Annotated in this window: 16 protein-coding genes; 10 read left to right on the forward strand and 6 right to left on the reverse strand. The window is 69.3% G+C overall.

The window, feature by feature from the left end:
• Positions 1–105: 105 nt before the first annotated feature.
• Together OHU89_RS46425 and OHU89_RS46430 are read left to right on the forward strand one after the other, a co-directional pair.
• The gene (locus OHU89_RS46425) at positions 106–249 is read left to right on the forward strand and encodes a hypothetical protein (protein ID WP_405652077.1); all 144 of its coding nucleotides are present in this window, start codon (positions 106–108) and stop codon (positions 247–249) included.
• A complete protein-coding gene (locus OHU89_RS46430) occupies positions 233–1609 on the forward strand; it encodes an oxidoreductase (RefSeq protein ID WP_405652079.1) in 1377 nt (458 codons plus the stop codon). Before OHU89_RS46425 ends, OHU89_RS46430 begins: the two co-directional genes overlap by 17 nt.
• 250 nt (positions 1610–1859) lie before the next feature.
• Here OHU89_RS46430 and OHU89_RS46435 read toward each other — a convergent pair whose 3' ends face one another.
• Positions 1860–3029 carry a UDP-N-acetylglucosamine--N-acetylmuramyl-(pentapeptide) pyrophosphoryl-undecaprenol N-acetylglucosamine transferase gene (locus tag OHU89_RS46435; RefSeq protein ID WP_405652081.1) on the reverse strand — a complete coding sequence of 390 codons (1170 nt, stop codon included), beginning with the start codon at positions 3027–3029 and terminating at the stop codon, positions 1860–1862.
• Between the two features lie 1078 nt (positions 3030–4107).
• On the opposite strand from OHU89_RS46435, the gene OHU89_RS46440 reads away from it, so the two are divergent.
• The 3 genes from OHU89_RS46440 to OHU89_RS46450 are packed head-to-tail and all read left to right on the forward strand — an operon-like array spanning position 4108 to position 7377.
• A complete protein-coding gene (locus tag OHU89_RS46440; protein ID WP_405652083.1) occupies positions 4108–5352 on the forward strand; it encodes a sporulation protein in 1245 nt (414 codons plus the stop codon).
• Between the two features lie 29 nt (positions 5353–5381).
• Positions 5382–6404: a sporulation protein gene (locus OHU89_RS46445; protein WP_405652085.1), complete on the forward strand. Its 1023-nt coding sequence runs from the start codon at positions 5382–5384 to the stop codon at positions 6402–6404.
• 46 nt (positions 6405–6450) lie between these two features.
• Positions 6451–7377 carry an alpha/beta fold hydrolase gene (locus OHU89_RS46450; RefSeq protein WP_405652087.1) on the forward strand — a complete coding sequence of 309 codons (927 nt, stop codon included), beginning with the start codon at positions 6451–6453 and terminating at the stop codon, positions 7375–7377.
• A 67-nt stretch (positions 7378–7444) separates the two neighbouring features.
• Here OHU89_RS46450 and OHU89_RS46455 read toward each other — a convergent pair whose 3' ends face one another.
• The 3 genes from OHU89_RS46455 to OHU89_RS46465 all read right to left on the reverse strand — a co-directional run bounded on the left by OHU89_RS46455 (position 7445) and on the right by OHU89_RS46465 (position 10869).
• Complete coding sequence (locus OHU89_RS46455; RefSeq protein WP_405652089.1) at positions 7445–8458, reverse strand: sensor histidine kinase; 1014 nt, start codon at positions 8456–8458, stop codon at positions 7445–7447.
• Positions 8459–8919: 461 nt separating this feature from the next.
• Entirely contained in the window at positions 8920–9606 is a 687-nt protein-coding gene (locus tag OHU89_RS46460; RefSeq protein WP_405654951.1) for a response regulator transcription factor, read from the reverse strand.
• A 372-nt stretch (positions 9607–9978) separates the two neighbouring features.
• The gene (locus OHU89_RS46465; protein ID WP_405652091.1) at positions 9979–10869 is read right to left on the reverse strand and encodes an LLM class flavin-dependent oxidoreductase; all 891 of its coding nucleotides are present in this window, start codon (positions 10867–10869) and stop codon (positions 9979–9981) included.
• A 707-nt stretch (positions 10870–11576) separates the two neighbouring features.
• On the opposite strand from OHU89_RS46465, the gene OHU89_RS46470 reads away from it, so the two are divergent.
• The gene (locus OHU89_RS46470) at positions 11577–12113 is read left to right on the forward strand and encodes a hypothetical protein (protein WP_405652093.1); all 537 of its coding nucleotides are present in this window, start codon (positions 11577–11579) and stop codon (positions 12111–12113) included.
• On the opposite strand, the gene OHU89_RS46475 is transcribed toward OHU89_RS46470, so the two are convergent.
• The gene (locus OHU89_RS46475) at positions 12070–12987 is read right to left on the reverse strand and encodes an IS5 family transposase (RefSeq protein WP_405652095.1); all 918 of its coding nucleotides are present in this window, start codon (positions 12985–12987) and stop codon (positions 12070–12072) included. The genes OHU89_RS46470 and OHU89_RS46475 overlap by 44 nt on opposite strands.
• 280 nt (positions 12988–13267) lie before the next feature.
• Between OHU89_RS46475 and OHU89_RS46480 the strand changes: the two genes are divergently transcribed.
• From OHU89_RS46480 to OHU89_RS46490, 3 genes are all read left to right on the forward strand, one after another.
• Positions 13268–13594, forward strand: a complete 327-nt coding sequence (locus OHU89_RS46480) for a winged helix-turn-helix domain-containing protein (protein ID WP_405652097.1) — start codon at positions 13268–13270, stop codon at positions 13592–13594.
• A gap of 430 nt (positions 13595–14024) precedes the next feature.
• Complete coding sequence (locus tag OHU89_RS46485) at positions 14025–14381, forward strand: hypothetical protein (RefSeq protein ID WP_405652099.1); 357 nt, start codon at positions 14025–14027, stop codon at positions 14379–14381.
• Between the two features lie 231 nt (positions 14382–14612).
• Positions 14613–14906 carry a nucleotidyltransferase domain-containing protein gene (locus OHU89_RS46490; protein ID WP_405654954.1) on the forward strand — a complete coding sequence of 98 codons (294 nt, stop codon included), beginning with the start codon at positions 14613–14615 and terminating at the stop codon, positions 14904–14906.
• A gap of 114 nt (positions 14907–15020) precedes the next feature.
• Here the strand turns inward: OHU89_RS46490 and OHU89_RS46495 are convergent, their stop codons facing one another.
• Complete coding sequence (locus OHU89_RS46495; RefSeq protein WP_405652101.1) at positions 15021–15383, reverse strand: hypothetical protein; 363 nt, start codon at positions 15381–15383, stop codon at positions 15021–15023.
• A gap of 157 nt (positions 15384–15540) precedes the next feature.
• Here OHU89_RS46495 and OHU89_RS46500 point away from each other — a divergent pair, with 157 nt between their 5' ends.
• The gene (locus OHU89_RS46500) at positions 15541–15810 is read left to right on the forward strand and encodes a hypothetical protein (protein ID WP_405652103.1); all 270 of its coding nucleotides are present in this window, start codon (positions 15541–15543) and stop codon (positions 15808–15810) included.
• The last annotated feature ends 139 nt before the right edge of the window (positions 15811–15949 follow it).

Consider the following 15949-nt stretch of genomic DNA (forward strand, 5'->3'; position numbering starts at 1 on the left):
AGCCTGACCAGGCGAGTGGCTTGCACCCCGTGTGTGGAATGCTGCGGTCACTTGCGTCGTCCACGATGAGGGCGCGCGCCTGCTGGAGGGAGTGCAAGGAGTCGAATGAACACCGCGGCACGACTGCACGGCCCCGTCACCGCCATCCACATCCGCGACCCCAGGCCCGCACTCGGGTCCAGCCTCACCTTCACCGTTTCCCCCGCCGCCCGCACCAGCTCCATAGCGCCCCGTGTCGCCCACCCCTGAGCGAAGCGTCGACGCCGAGAGCGTCAGACGAGAGATCCTCGACGAGAGCTCGGGATCGGAGCCGTATGTCCTGCGCGACGCCCGGGTCAGGGGGATGCTGCGGCTTGACGGAGCCGAGATCCGGCGGGCCGTGCGGTTCGAGGCGTGCCGCTTCGACGAGACCCTCAGTCTGGAGGGCGCGACGACGCTCGCTGTGGCCGTCGTCGGCTGCACGCTGCCCGGACTGAGGGCGTCAACCACCCAGTTCAGTGGGCGGCTTGACCTGCGCCGGTCGGTCATCGGCGAGCGCGACGGGACCGAGAGCGCCGTGGACCTGGTGCACGCCGACATCGCGGGCGGGGTACGCCTCGACGGCGCGCATCTGGTCGCACCGGGGCGGACTGCCCTGGAAGGAGGCGGGCTCGTCGCCCGTGGCGGCGTCTTCTGTGAGGACGGCTTCCATGCGGAGGGCGAAGTCGGCTTCCCCGGAGCCGAGTTGCCGGGAGGGCTGTGGATGCGCGGGGCGCGGATCACTGTCGGGGCGGCGGACGCGCGCGCTTTCCACGGAGACGCCGTGAAGGCATCGAACGTGCGGCTCCAGGGCCTGCGGGCCGACGGTCGGATACGCCTGCGCGGCGCTCAGGTGGACGACCTGGTCTCTCTGCGGGACGCCGAACTCACCGGATCCGGCTCCTCGGTGATGTGCGTGGGGATGCGGACCGAGGCGCTCGACCTGCAGTTCGCCCAACCGCCCACGGGCGGCGTGAACCTGCGCAACGCACACGCGAGCCGACTCCAGGACGACCCCCGCACCTGGCCCACGACACTCGGCCTGGACGGATTCACCTACGACTGGCTCGGCGAGACCGCGGGCACACGCCGCGAAGACGTGACGAACCGGCTCGCATGGCTGCGCCACCAGCCGGTCTACGCGCCGCAGCCCTACGAGCAACTCGCCTCGTACTACCGGCGATCCGGGCACGAGGACGAGGCACGCCGCGTGCTCCTGGTGCGCGAGCGGCGGCGCCGGGCGACGCTCGGTTCGGCCGGCCGGGCCTGGGGCTGGCTGCTCGAAGCAACCGTGGGATACGGGTACCGGCCGTGGATCGCCGGGATCTGGCTCGCGGTGCTCACACTGCTCGGCTCGGTCGTCTTCGCCGCGCACACGCCCGTACCGAACAAGAAGGGCGAGGGTGCACCGTTCAACCCCATCGCGTACGCCCTCGATCTGATGGTGCCGTTCGGCGGGCTCGGCCAGCGGGACGGCTGGCACTGGGATGAGAGGGCCGTACAAGGGCTCGCGTACGGGCTGATCGCCGTCGGCTGGATCCTGACAACGACGGTCGTGGCGGGCGTGACGCGGACACTGAGCCGCAACTGACTCGACGTCGGTGCCGACGCCGATTCGCTCCTTGTTGCCCCCGGCTGCCTGTGGCCCGAGCAGGTGGGCGCCTCCGGTGCGGAGGCGTGTGTTGGGTAGTAGCGCCGCCGAGAGTGTGGGTACAGACCTCGTCGAGATGGGCCAGCGGGAGCAGGTCGGTGGTCAGGCGCTGCAGCTGAACCGCCGCGTGTGCCGGCCTCATAGAGGAGGGTGCAGACCGGCACCACCCGTGACCACCTGTGGCCGGGGCCTACCTCCCGGCCGCGGCAAGCACCACATCGACCAGGCGCTCAGCAGCATCCGGGCGACCGTGCGCACGGGCCCGTTCTGCCATGGCTGCGCGCTGTGCCGGGTCCGTCAGCAGAGGTGCCACGGCGTCCTGCAGCCGCTGGGCGGACACGTCGTCGATCAGTGCGACGGCGGCTCCGCTGTCGGCCAGGTGGCGTGCGTTGTGGGCCTGTTCGTTGCCGGCCGAGGTGGCGAGGGGGACGAAGACGGCCGGTTTGCCCAGCGCGGTGAGCTCGGCGATCGTCCCGGCGCCGCTGCGGGAGATCACCACGTCCGCCAGGGCCAGGACGTCGGGCAGCTCAGCCCCCACATACCCGGTCAGGTGGTAGCGCGCCGCGCCGCTTGCGGGCAGGTGCCCGGTCTGCCGGCGCAGCTCCTCGACGTTGTCACGCCCGCACTGGTGGATCACGTTGGCGTGTTCCACCAGCCATGGCAGCACGTCACGCACCAGGGTGTTGACCTGCTGGGATCCCTGTGCGCCGCCGGTTACGTAGACAGTGGGCAGCCGCGGGTCGAACCCCTGCAGTCCCAGGGCGTCGACCGCCTTCTGGGCCTGTCCGGTGAACACCTCCGGTCGCACCGGGTTGCCTGTCACCACCGCGGCGGCGCGCACGCTCTCGGGCAGGAGCGGCAGCGTGGACGGTGAGGACACCGCGACCCGCGTCGCCGCTGAGGCCAGGGTCCGGTTGGCCAGCCCCAGTCGCACGGTCTGCTCGTGCACGACCAGCGGGACGCGGCACAGGCGGGTCGCGGCCACGCCGACCGGGACCGCCACGTAGCCGCCCGTCGCCAGCACCACATCCGGACCGAAACGGTTGATCGCTTTGCGGGCCTGGAGCACACCGAGCGGAACACGGCTCATGTCCTTGATGTTCGCCGGGGACACCATCTTGACCGGGTTCTTCGACCGCCGGATCTTGCCCACCGCCACCGACTCGAAGCCGATGCCCTCGGCCGCCGCAACCCGCGACTCCAGGCTGTCCGCCTCGCCCACCCACAGGACATCCAACCGCTCACCGTGCGCCGCAAGACGGGCGTGAAGCGTTCGCACCGCAGTCAGGGCCGGGTACGTGTGACCGCCGGTCCCACCACCCGTGACGAGCAGACGGAAGGGACGGTGATCGTTGTTCATGCTGATGGCTCCAGTTGCTGCGATTCGGGCCGAGACAGAGCCCCCAGACGGCTCCGCGGGCCTGCCCCTGAGCCTCCCACAGACAACGGGTGACGGCGCCCCGAACTGACCACGGCCGCCGCATGCCGACCGGAGTACTTGGTGGGGGAGAGGTTGGTGTGCGGCCCAACGGGTGAGAGATGACCCTGCCCGGGCCAGGCTGCGAGCCGCGCGAACTTGCGCGTTCAGCGCTCTCCTCGGCGGTGGGAGGACGAAGGTGCCCCCTGTGCGCGGGACCCCGTCCGTCCACTCGCGGTCAGTGGTCCGGAGCCGTCCGACGCCCTCACCAGAAGTCGGTTCGGGCGCCCCGGACGGTGCATGCGTCCCGGGTGGTGTGCACGGGGCCTCGGTCCGCAGAGCCGTGTGCGGTCGCGGTGACGTGCCACGGCCCACGGGGTGCCGACGGCACGTACTGGGTGCGCGGTGTCGGCGGTGCGCACCCGGCGCGCGGAGTCGGTACGGCAGGCCGCAGACGCGGCATCCCTCGTACGAACCGTGCGGGGGACGCCGTCGAGCGGCAGGAGCGCGTGCAACCCGGCGAGCAGGGCCAGCACGTTGAGCAGCGGGGCCGGCATCAGGGACGGCAGCTGGTTCGCCAGGGGCACATAGGCGCACAGCAACGCGGCGGACCAGCGAGCCGTAAGTACCATCCAACGCCCGGCACGCCTGCGCCCGACGTCTGCGGAATTCCTCTTTCCGTTCTTTCGCACGATCCTCTCCATTCCGGGAGCCGGATTGTCTTTCATCAGGAGATCAGCCCGCTGTGAACCCTCGGCAGGGCTCATAGGGGGGCTCATGAATCGCGTCCGACGCTCACGCCAACTGCCCGCCTCTATGCTGGTGTTCACGCGTAGTCGGCCCTCGGAGGAGGTGGGCGCACGTGACTGATGTAGCCGCGGAGAGGCAATCCCGACCGCAGCGAAACGTCCGACTGGAGAGCCTGATCGAGGAATCCGGTATCAGTCACAAAAGACTTGCCCACCGTCTCAACCAGATCTGCCTGTCGCACGGAATCACCAGTGAATACACGCACACCTCCGTGGCCAACTGGTGTCGGCGCGGTGTACGCCCGCGCTGGCCGGTACCGCAGCACATCTGCGCCGTACTGTCCGAAGGGCTGGGCAGGCCGGTCGGTCTGGGAGAGATCGGCATGGAGCGGCCCGGTCATCTGGACCGCGACGCCGGTCTGGAGTTCCCGAGGGGCCAACGCGACGCGATCAGCGAAGCATCGTCGTATTGGAGCACAGTGAACCGGCGGACCTTCCTCGCCAGCTCGCCCTTCGTGGTCTCGGCCTTCTCGGAACCGGTGACCCGTTGGCTCGTCAACCCCACCGAGGCCCTGTCACCCCCCTCCGGGCGGATCACGGTCGACCGGTCGCACATCGAGGAACTGCGGGAGGCGGCCGACTCCGCCCGGATGTGGGACTCCCGGTTCGGCGGTGCGACCTGGAAATCCCGCTCGCTCACCGCCTATCTGTACGAACGGGTCACTCCGCTGCTGGACGGCCGGTACTCCGAGCACGACGGACGCGACCTGTTCTCGGTGACCGCCGAGATGGCCAGGCTCGCCGGCTGGACCGCCTTCGATGCCGGCCAGCACCAGGTCGCCCAGCGCCACTTCATCCAGGCGCTGCGGCTGGCCAAGGCAGGCAGCGACGTGCACCTCGGTTCGTATGTGCTCAGCACCATGGCCATGCAGGCGCTGATGCGCGGCTTCACCTCCCAGGCCATCGACATGGCCCAGGGCGCCTACGAGCGGGTCCCCACCGCCGACCCGCGCGTACTGGGGTTCGCCAAACTCATCGAGGCACGCGCCCACGCCCGGCAGCGGGACGCCCGGGCGGCCGCCTCCTGTCTCGCGACCGCCGAGCGGCTCCAGGAACGCGGTGCGGCGGAGGGTGCCGGGGAGCGCCCCTGGATCGAGTTCTTCTCCCGGCAGCGGATCGTCACCGACGCCACGGAGATCTTCCGCGACCTTGGGCATCCCCGGGCCACCTTCTCCTGGCACGCCCTGGGCTCGATGCCCGGGGACGCCTACGCGCGTTCCCGCGGCATCCGGCTGTCCGTCCTGGCGACCGCCCACGCCCAGTCGGGCGAGTTGGAGCACTCGCTGCGGCTGGGAGGTGAGTCCCTGCGGCTGTTCGCCCGGCTGCAGAGCATCCGCGGACTCGACTACCTGAAGATCTACACCGAGTCGCTCGCGCCCTGGCGCCGCGAGCCGGTCGTGGTCGCCTACCTGAAAGACGTACGGGATCTGGCCGGGCAACTCACCACGGCCGCCTGAGCCGACAGCCGACCGACGGAGGTCGTCCCATGAACCGTCGAATACTGCTCTCCGCGGCGGGCGGTGGCACCCTTTCCGCCGCCCTACCCACCTACGGCCGACCCTCGTGGCGGCCATCCGAACAGGCGGACCGCCACCAGGTCCGCCGGGAGGAGGTCGCGGCACTGCGCCGCGCCGTCGCCGCCGTCCGGCACGGCGACTCCCGGTACGGCGGCGGCAGCGCCCAGGCGCAGGCCGCGGCTCATCTGCTCGACCAGTGGGCCCTCCCTCTCTTCGGCCGGCCGCTCTCAGCCACCCGCGAACACGAACTGTGCGCGATCTGTGCCGAACTGGCCCGTCTGGCCGGCTGGGCCGCGCTCGACACCGGGCGACACGCTGCCGCCCGCCGGCACTTCGACCGTGCGCTGTACTGGGCGCGCGCGGCCGACGATCTCGACGCGACCACCTATGTCCTGGCCACCATGGCCCTGCACGCCACCCTCTACAGCCGACCCGCCACAGCCCTCGACATGATCCAGGGCGCGCTCGGCCCGGCCATGCACCACGCGAGCACCCGTGTCCTGGCGTTCACCCGGCTCATCGAAGCCCGCGCGCACGCTCGGGCGAGCGAGGGCCGAGCCGCTGGCACCGCCCTCGCGGCCGCCGAGCGCCTCCTCGACGCCGCACCCCCCGATGGCACACCGGAGTGGCTCGACTTCTTCACCCGCCCCCGGCTCGCCGCCGACGCTGCCGAGATCCACCGCGACCTCGGCGACTCCCGGGCGTGCTTCGCCTGGCACGAGCAGGCGGAGGCGATGGCACCGAACGCCTTCACCCGATCGGTGGGCATGCGGCTCGCGGTCGTCGCCACCGCCCACCTCAAGGCCGGAGACCTGGAACAGAGCCTGGCCCTCGGACACCGCTCGGTGGACAACCTCCAGCAGGTCCACTCCCGTCGCGCCCGCGACTACGTCCTCCGGCTCGTCTCCGGCCTCACCCCGCACCGGGATCTGCGCCCGGTCGGCGCCTTCCTCACCCGGGTCCGACAGGAACTGAGCGTCCCGGCGCGGTAGTCGAACACCAGGCCAACGGCGAACGTTCCTCCCCTACCCTCCTCCCATGAGCCGACCCCCGAGCCTCGCCCTCCCCCCACGGACACGCGCAGGACTCCTGGAGACCGACCGAGGCGCCTTCGCCGCCCTCGACTGCACCCCGCCCGCCGGGGTCCCACACGCCGGCACCGTGCTGCTCGTGCCTGGGTTCATCGGCAGCAAGGAGGACTTCCTGCCGCTGCTGCGGCCCCTGAGCGAGGCGGGCAACCGCGCGGTGGCGGTCGACGGCCGCGGCCAGTACGAAACCCCCGGCCCGGCGGACGAGAAGGCCTATGCGCAGCACGAACTGGCCGCCGACGTATGGGCTCAGACGACGGCGCTCGACGAGGCACCGGGCACCCCGGTGCACCTCCTCGGGCACTCCATGGGTGCCCTGACCGCCCGCGCGGCCGTTCTCGCCGCCGCGGCTGCCTGCCCCTGGGCCTCCCTGACCCTGATGGGATCAGGCCCCGCCGCGGTGCAGCCCGAGCAGCAGAAGCGTGTACGGCTGCTCGTCGAGTGGCTGCCGGTGCTGGGGAAGGAAATCCTGTGGCAGGAGATGCAGAAGTCACCGAGGTCGGAGCAGGCGGCGGCGGAACTCCCGGCCGACGTCGCGGAGTTCCTCCACCGCCGCTGGCTGAACACCGTTCCCGAACAGCTCACCACGACGGGCCGCCAGCTCCTCACGGAACCGGACCGGGTCGCCGAACTGGCCGCCGTACCGATTCCCAAACTCGTCCTCTCCGGCAGCGACGACTACGCCTGGCCGGTCCCCTGGCAGGACAGCATGGCCACCCGCCTCGCCGCCGACCGGACGATCATCGAAGGCGCCGACCACTCTCCCAACGTGGAGCGCCCCACCGAGACGGCCCGCGCCCTGATCGCCTACTGGCAGCGGATCAGCGCGCGGAAGCGTACGCCAGGAACTCCCTCCAGGCTGCCGGTGCGAGGGTGAAACGGGGCTGAAGGCGGACCATCTCGACGGAGCAGTGGCCTGCTACGTGACCAGGTGCTTCCTTCTGTCAAAGCGGGCTGTTCTGGGTCGGCAGGCGGAGCTTGAAGTGCGCGCCATGGTTGCCGGGTGTGATGGTGAGGGTGCCGTGGTGGGTGGCCACGATGCGTTGGGCGATGGCCAGGCCGAGGCCGGCACCGCCGGCGTCGCGAGTGCGGGCGTCGTCGAGGCGGGTGAAGCGTTCGAAGACCCGCTGATGGTCTTCTACGGGTATGCCGGGGCCGTCGTCGATGACGTCGAGGACGGCTTCGTGGCTGTCCGGGTCGTGGGTCAGACGGACGGTGATGAGGCTGGTGGTGTGGCGTTCGGCGTTGTCGAGGAGGTTGCCCAGGACACGGGCGAGCAGGCTGCGGCTGCCCCGCACCAGTACAGGGTTGCTTGGGGTGTGGGGGGCGAGGGTGATGTGGGGCGGAGTGGTCCGGTGGGCGATTTCGTCGCGGACGAGGTCGGCCAGGTCGAGCTCGCGGCTGTTGGGTGGAGAGACGTTGCTGGCGTCGAGGCGGGCCAGCAGAAGCAGGTCGGTGGTGAGGTGTTGCAGGCGGAGGGTGTCGCCGAGGGCGTCGGTGACCACTTGCGGCCAACTGGCGTTCTCGGGCCAGTTGAGGGCGAGTTCGAGTTCGGTGCGCAGAGCGGCAAGAGGGGTGCGGAGTTCGTGGGAGGCGTTGGCGACGAACTGGCGCTGCTGGTCGACTGCGGCCTCGAGCCGGTCAAGGGTGTTGTTCATGGTCCTGGCGAGCCGGGCGATCTCGTTCCCGGCGCTGGGGACGGGGACGCGCCGGTCGAGATGATGGGCGCTGACGTCGGCGAACTCTGCGCGGATGACTTCTACCGGGCGCAACGCACGACCGACGGCTAGCCAGGTGCTCGCCGCGATGAGGAGTGTGAGGCCGAGGACGCTGCCTGTCAGGGACCACATGATGGTGTTGAGCCGGGCTTGGTAGACCTCGATGGAACGGATTACAGCCAGGCGTTCGACGCCGGTGTAGTGGCCATCAGGGCCGGTGACCATCTTAGTGCTGATCACGCTGCCCCACAGGAACGAAGACTCCTGAGGGTCGGTCCAGGGGATGAGAGACAGCTTCGGCTTGAACGTCTCGCTCGTCACTGGGTTTGCGCCGACTGCCGCTTGGCAGACCGTGTACCGATACTCCTCCCTTGCCCTGTCGAGGACCGGCCGCTGGGTGCAGGGCGGGAACTCGGTTGCGGAGCCCAGGATGCGCTGGTACTTCCCGGACGGGAGGGTGCACCAAGACTTCAGCTGCTGGCTGCAGGGCGGATCTACACGGGCGGTGGGCGTGCCCTCAACGAGCCACTCGGAACCCGTTCGCCGGGCTTCCTCAAAGAGCGACGTCTTGAAGTTGGCCCCGACCAGGAGAGCACCTGCGGTCAGCGGGACCAGCGGGATGACAGCGGTGAGCAAGGTGAGGCGCATGCGCATCGTGCGGGGGCGTAACCGTCGCCACAGTGCCTGCGCACGCGGCCGTTTCATGCGCCGGGGCTTTCTGCGGCTTCGAGGCGGTAGCCGACGCCCCGAACGGTGTGGATCGTGCGCCGCCGAAACGGGGTGTCGATTTTGCGGCGCAAGGTGCTGATGTAGACCTCGACGACGTTCACGTCGCCGCCGAACGTGTCGTCCCAAACGTGGTCGAGGACTTCGGACTTGGTGACGGTCTCGCCTTTGCGGCGGGCGAGGTACTCCAGGACCGCGTACTCCCGCGCGGTCAGCGGCACCGATGCGGTGCCGCGCCGGCAGCTGCGGGCCGCAGGATCGATTTCCAGGTCCCCGACCCGGATGACAGTCGGGCGTTCGGGGCGGCCGCGGCGCAGCAGGGCGCGCAGGCGAGCGGTGAGGGCGATGAAGGAGAAGGGTTTGGTGACGTAGTCGTCGGCGCCGGTGTCCAGGCCTTCGGCTTCGTCGTACTCGCCGTCCTTGGCGGTCAGCATCAGCACCGGCGTCCACACCCCGGCCTCCCGCAGACGCTGGCAGAGCCGGTAGCCGTTCAGACGGGGCAGCATCACGTCCAGGACGATCGCGTCGTATCCGCTGTCATGGGCCAACTCCAGGCCGCGCACCCCGTCATGGGCCAGATCGACGGCATAGCCTTCGCCGACCAGCCCGCGGCGCAGCAGCTCGGCCAGCCGCGGGTCGTCTTCCACCACCAATATCCGCATGCCCCACAGGATGACCCACGACCACACCCGGTTTCCTGAAGATGTCTTCAGGATCGTTCAGGGTCCTCACAGCCGCCCCGTGGCACCGTTACTGCCGAGCAACGGGGGAAGACGCCGGGCGTCCAACCACCCACCCGCTCGGGCACCGACGTCACTCACGCATCCCTGCAGGAACGACGTTTCACGTCTTGCCCCGTTGCTCGAATCACCCACTTCAAAACCACTCACTCAGGGGCAGCCCACCACGTGCCGGCCTACCCAGCTGACGGTGTCACCTGAGACGGTGCGCACGTTGGTAGATCAGCAGATTCGTGAGTGGTGAAGCCTGCCGGTCAGGAGCACCGCTGTGATGCCCCCGGCTCTTGGTGACGGTCAGTCGTTTCCCGAAGTCCGCCACCGGGGAAGAACGTCCGCGGCGATCCGGTCGACCACCGACCGCGGCGCGGAGAAGGGACCCTGCGCACGCGGCCACGGGGCGACGACATCGGTGAACCCCAGCTCGTCGGCCCGGCCCAGAAAATCGTCGAAGCAGTCGGCCGACTGGATACTGAGTACCGGTGCGGCATCGGTCTGCAGCATTCGCCGGAACTCCGGATCGGCCTCGCGTCCGTGCGTCGCGAGGGCAGCTGTCATCCGGTCGCTCGCCTCCGAGACAAGACGCCACCATGCGTCGAGCTGCTCCGCCCGCCCTCCGATCGTCACCCACCCCTGCCCGTGCCGTGCCGCGACAGATGCTGCCCCGGGACCGTTGGCCGCCACTATGAACGGCAGCCGCGGCCGCTGCCGGCACCCGGGCACCGAACGGGCGTCGACGGCGGAGTAGTAGTCACCCTGGAAGGAGACATGGTCCTCGCGGAGGAGCCGATCGAGCAGCTCGACGAACTCGCCGAACCTGCGAACCCGGCTCTTCGGCGCTGCCTCCCCGAAAACGTCGACGTCGTACCCGCTCTCCGCGCCGGCGCCGGCGCCGAGAGTGAGACGCCCTTCGCTGATCTCGTCGAGGCCGATCAGATCGCGGGACAAGGCCACCGGGTGGCGGAAGTTCGGGCTGGCCACAAGCGTGCCGATTTCCAGCCGCGACGTGACCAGCGCGGCGAGCGTCAGCGTCGGCACGGTGCCGTACCACGGGCCGTCGAGCAGCCCGTCCCAGCCGAGATGGTCGAAAGTCCAGCCGTGGTCGAACCCGTACTCTTCGACGCTTGCCCAGATCTTCCGGGCGGCTTCTCCGGAATACTCCGGCAATACCGTCATCCCCACGCGCATGCGCGCCTCCTCATCCTGTCCGCGCAGCCTGCCGCCACCTGGAGCGGTTCCCATGCGCAAGGCATGCAAGTCCTCGGGCCCCGACCGCACATCCCGTGCACTGTTCTGCCCGTACGACTCGGCCGGACCGGGCACTCGCCGCCCTGCCCTGTCTCTCGACGAGCCCGCCATCGGCGAGGCACCCGAGGGACTTGAGCGACGAGTACTCGAGTCTTCCGCATTGGTGATCGACTCGCAGCTCGATTTCCTCTTGAGTCCGCAGACATCGAGTCGACGCGGTAACCCGCTTGCGTGGTCGGTGCAGAGATGGCTGCCTGGGATCGTGGCTGACAACGAGGACCCAGGCGAATCGGGTGCGTTCGCCGGCGACTTGGCCGATCTCACCGGGCGCCCCGACGGGGAACTGACGCACCAGCAGCAGAAGTCACACACACCAACTAACGATCAACGCCTGGGCAGGACGGTAGTTGGGAACGGCTCGCGAGGCGAACGTGGCAGTGACCCCATGCGCCGCCGGCCTCGAGGACCCGCACCTCGGGGGCCCCACTTCCGGGGCTGTTCCAGCCCTTATCTCTCGTCTGGGTAGTCCCCCTCAGAAGCTGTTGTCTTTTCGGGCGTGATCGGTGCGTTTCCGCTGGTCGGGGATAGCAGTGGTGATTCCGTGGGAGTCGTGGCCTGTCGGGTCGTTGTTCCCCGGGAGGTCATGAATGCCGTCAGTCGTCGGACTGCTGGAACAGCACGAGCTCGCCGCTCGCCGTCGAGTCGACGGGCTGCGGGAAGAGGCCGACCGGATCCAGGCCGAACTGGCCGCGGCCGAGCAGGAATGGCAGGAGTGGGCGATTGCTCGCAGGCGGGTCGACACGGTGCTGGCTCCGCACGACGGCAACACCGCCGGCACGGAGGTCACTGAGGATCCGCGGGATGCGGACGCGCCGCCGGAACCCCGGGATGCGGCGAAGCCGAAGTCGCAGGTGCCGGTGTGGCGTGAGGGGCTGGCCTGGTCGGTGCTGTCGGTGGACTACCAGCGCATCCTCACCGCGCTCGCGGACCGGCACCGGCTCCGTCAAGGGGCGCTGACCTGCCAGGAGTTGGCCGGGATGTTCGGGCTGGACGCGGTGCCGGCGAAGGTGGAGGCGCTGCGGTCGAAGGCGAAGCGCCTGGTCGCGCGGGGCTGGTTGGCCGAGCAACAGCCGGGCCGGTTCACTCTCGCCCCGGGGCCGGCCGGGCAAGACGGCGCGTCATGAGCAGGGTCATCGACCAGTAGACCATCGCTTCGGCGCTGGCGGTGCGGCGTTCGAAGTCGCGCACCAGACGGCGGCTTCGCATCAGGTGGGCGAAGAGGCGCTCGACGATCCACCGCTTGGGCAGCACCACGAAGCCGCGCATGTCGTCGCTGCGTTTCACAATCGCCAGGACCAGCGCGAGCGTGGTGAGGCAGTGGGCGACGAGGGGGCCGGTGTAGCCGCCGTCGGCCCAGACCAGCTCCAGCCGGTGGTGCACGTCGGCGACCTGCCCGAGCAGCACGCGAGCGGCAGTGCGGTCACCGGTGTCCGCGGCGGTGACCATCACGCCCAGCAGCAGGCCGAGCGTGTCGACCACGACATGCCGCTTGCGGCCGTTGACGAGTTTGCCGCCGTCGAAACCGCGACTGTCCGTTCCGACGACGGCGTCCGCTTTGACCGACTGCGAGTCGATCACACCGGCCGTCGGCTCCGCGTCTCGTCCCAGCTTCTCGCGGACCCGGCCGCGCAACCGGTCGTGGAACTCCTTGACCAGGGAGTTGTCGCGCCAGCGGCGGAAGAATGCGTAGATGCGGTCCCATGGCGGGAAGTCGGCAGGCATGGCCCGCCACTTGATCCCGTTGTCCACGAGATACCGGATCGCATCGAGCATGGCCCGGTGGCAGTATCCCTCCGGCCGGCCGCCCCGGCCACGCATCCAGCCCGGCGCCGGCAGCAGCGGGCGGACCACAGCCCACTCCCCGTCCGTCATGTCCGTCGGGTAGCGAGGCTGCCGCGTCCCGTTGTCGGCGGCGTTTCCGAACCGGTGAGCCAGACAGTCACACTCCCAGGTGACCGCACTGGACTGCCCGGCCATCGGCACGCAAGACTGCTGCACCAGGGCCTCCTGCTGCTCGGTGATTCGACACCAACGAGCTGTTCAGGAGGCCCTGTCCGTATGCGCCAAGCACCCCACGACCACCCGATCGAGACTCCCGTTCGACGCGCATCTCTCAAGATCGAAAAGACAACAGCTTCTGAACACCCTGGCGCCCTCGATCCGGTGGCGCCCTCCCATCCTGGAACTCGGCAAATACCCGACCGAGTGCGACATCCACCTCAACGGCCGCGGGCTGCTCCTCATCCCCTCGTACTTCTGCTGGAACACCCCGGTCTCCTTGGCCGACCCCGACCTGCCTCCCGTACTGCTCTACCCCCTCCACCACTCGCCCGGCGCCCCCCAGCGCGCCGACGGCCACGCACCGCTGCACGCCCTGCTCGGTACCACCCGCACCGTCATCCTGCGCGCCGCGGCCACCGGCGCCACCACCACCGAGGCCGCCCGGCACGCCGGTGTCACCCCCACGACCGCCAGCCACCACACGACGGTCCTGCGCGACGCCGGCCTGATCACCAGCCACCGCCACGCCAACACCGTGCTGCACGCCCTGACACCCCTGGGGGCGTCCCTGCTGCAACAGAACGGATGGCATCGCGTCCACTGACCCGTGGAACGGTGCCCCGCCGAGGTCATGGGACGCGATCGCTGCTGCGAGTTTCGCCCGCACCGCTGGGAACCGCGTACGACCTGACGGAGGCGCGGCAACACGGTCCTGAAGACGCATGCCCCCACTGCAGCCGGCCTCAACTGCTGGGCCGATAAGGCCTACCAAGAGGCGGCCCGCAACGTCCGCGTCCAGTTCAATGGGCGCCGCCTGAGCGGTGGCTGGAGCGACGGTCGAGCATGGGTGTGGCTCGGGGTGCGCAAGCAAACCGGGCGAGGCGAGGGTTCCAGCGGTGGCGGTGCGCATGTCCTCCGTACGGCGCGGCACGGGCTCGGGCGAGCGATGACGCTGAGGCCGCTGTGACGGCCCTGTAGCCGGAGGAGTGGCTTCCGTCATACTCCGGTCGACCCTGCCCTGGTGAGGTGGCTGGATGCGCACCGTCCTTCCCGCTCTGCGCGGCTGTCTGCCGCCGCTGCTGGTCCACCTCCTGATAGGTGTTCCCGCGGCCGTCGCCATTCTCTGTACGCGCTGGTACATCGCCTACGGCCACTGCGAGTACGCCGACCTGGGCCGCGGGGACTTGGACGGCTGCACCTACGACCAGATCGAGAACGGCGGCTTCGCTCTGATCGCCATGATCCTGTTCGGTGTTCTTGTCCTCCTCCTGCTCCTCCTCTTCGACGTCCTCCGCCCCCTGTATCGCGGCCGGCCCCTCACACCACGCCTGTTGACCCTGCCGGCACTCCTGATTCCGTACGCGGTGTACGTGACGAACGGGGGATGGTGAGCAGTCGCCGGTGCCGACTGCGCCCCTGGCGACGACGCGATCGTGGCGGATGACCGCACACCGGCGGCGTGATCGAATGGCGCCGGTTCCGGTAGGGACCTGCTGTCGCCTCGTACGCGGAGCTGTACCGGTGCTGCCTCGAGCGCGGCATCGACCACGGCCGCAGGGGCCGCCCGTACGTCGCCGTCGTCCTCACCGTCCCCATCAGTTGCGCCGAAGGCTTCCTGCTTCATCCTCCGTGACCAGGATGGACGTAGCGTGGATGTCCACCCCGTCGTCTTCGACCGGGACGGCAACGGCAACTACACCATGGAAAACGGCGAGGTATGGGTCTATGCCGCCTCATGGTTCGGCGGCAGCGGAGTCATCCAGGGACAGCCAGTACGCTGCCTGACCGCGCAGGGACAGGTGTTGTGCCACACGGGGTACCCGATCGACGACAAAGACCGGCAGGACATGGCGGCCCTGCACCGACGTTTCGGCGTGGAGTTGCTGCCCGAACAACTGCCTACCGCCACAAACTGAGCACAAGTCCTCCGGGCCGCCGTCCCCATGGCGAATTTCGCGAACGCCCGGAATTGCGTGACGCTCGCCTCCTACGCCGACTGGGCGAACGCGGACTCGACGCCAGGTGACCGGCTACGTTGCCAGGACACCGAAAGTGCGGATCACGCAGTTGTCGAGCAGCACGCCGAACCGCACCGGTGAGTCCACAGCCGGAGCTTCGGCCACAACATCCCCAGCGAGTGTGAGGGCGTCGACGTCCGCCCAGCCCCCTCGGAACAAGACGACGCCGAGTTCGGCCTCGTTGGAGCCTGAGATCATCACTCCCATTGAATCGGGATCCTGAACCCGGCCCCGCTCCGTCTCCAGGACCTGCGGCCACGGCGCTGCCTCATCCCGCCAGGTCACCGCTTCCACGACCAGGCCAGCACGTTCCCAGCCTCGCCGACGCTCGGTGATTTCGACGACGGCCTGATCAAGGTCAACGATGCGTTCCATGGCGCGAATACTCACCCACGAGGGACGCACCATCCACTGAATAGCAGGCTACTGACGCGTCGACAGCGTCGCGACCTGAGGTGGTTCAGCCTCAGCGACCATGAACCCCGGATAGGACGTCGTTGCGCTTGGCGTTGGCGGCTGGGCTGCGGTCGAGATGAGTAAGGAAGACAAGGCTGAGACCGCCTGCAGGATCTGCGGATACGACGATGGCGACGCGGTGTTCAACGAGCACGGAGTGCCGCAGTACGTCATCTGTCCCCGCTGCCACAACGAGTCCGGTATCGGCGATGACAACGTGTCACAGGTCCGCGAGCTGCGCGGATACTGGGTCGCCAGCGGCGTCCTGTGGCACGATCCGAAGTTCCGGCCAGCCGACTGGGACTTGGTGAAGCAGCTCGCCAATATTCCGCCCGAGTGGCGCTGATCTGGAACGTCGAGGGGCCGACCGTCACCTGACAGACCGTGTACCGAACCTCCTCCCTTGCCCTGTTGAGGACCGGTCGCTGGTGGCAGGGCGGATCTGCACGGACGGAGGCCACGTCCTCAGGCTGACAGGCCAGGTG

The sequence above is a fragment of the Streptomyces sp. NBC_00019 genome, from assembly GCF_045041015.1.
GTDB lineage: Bacteria > Actinomycetota > Actinomycetes > Streptomycetales > Streptomycetaceae > Streptomyces.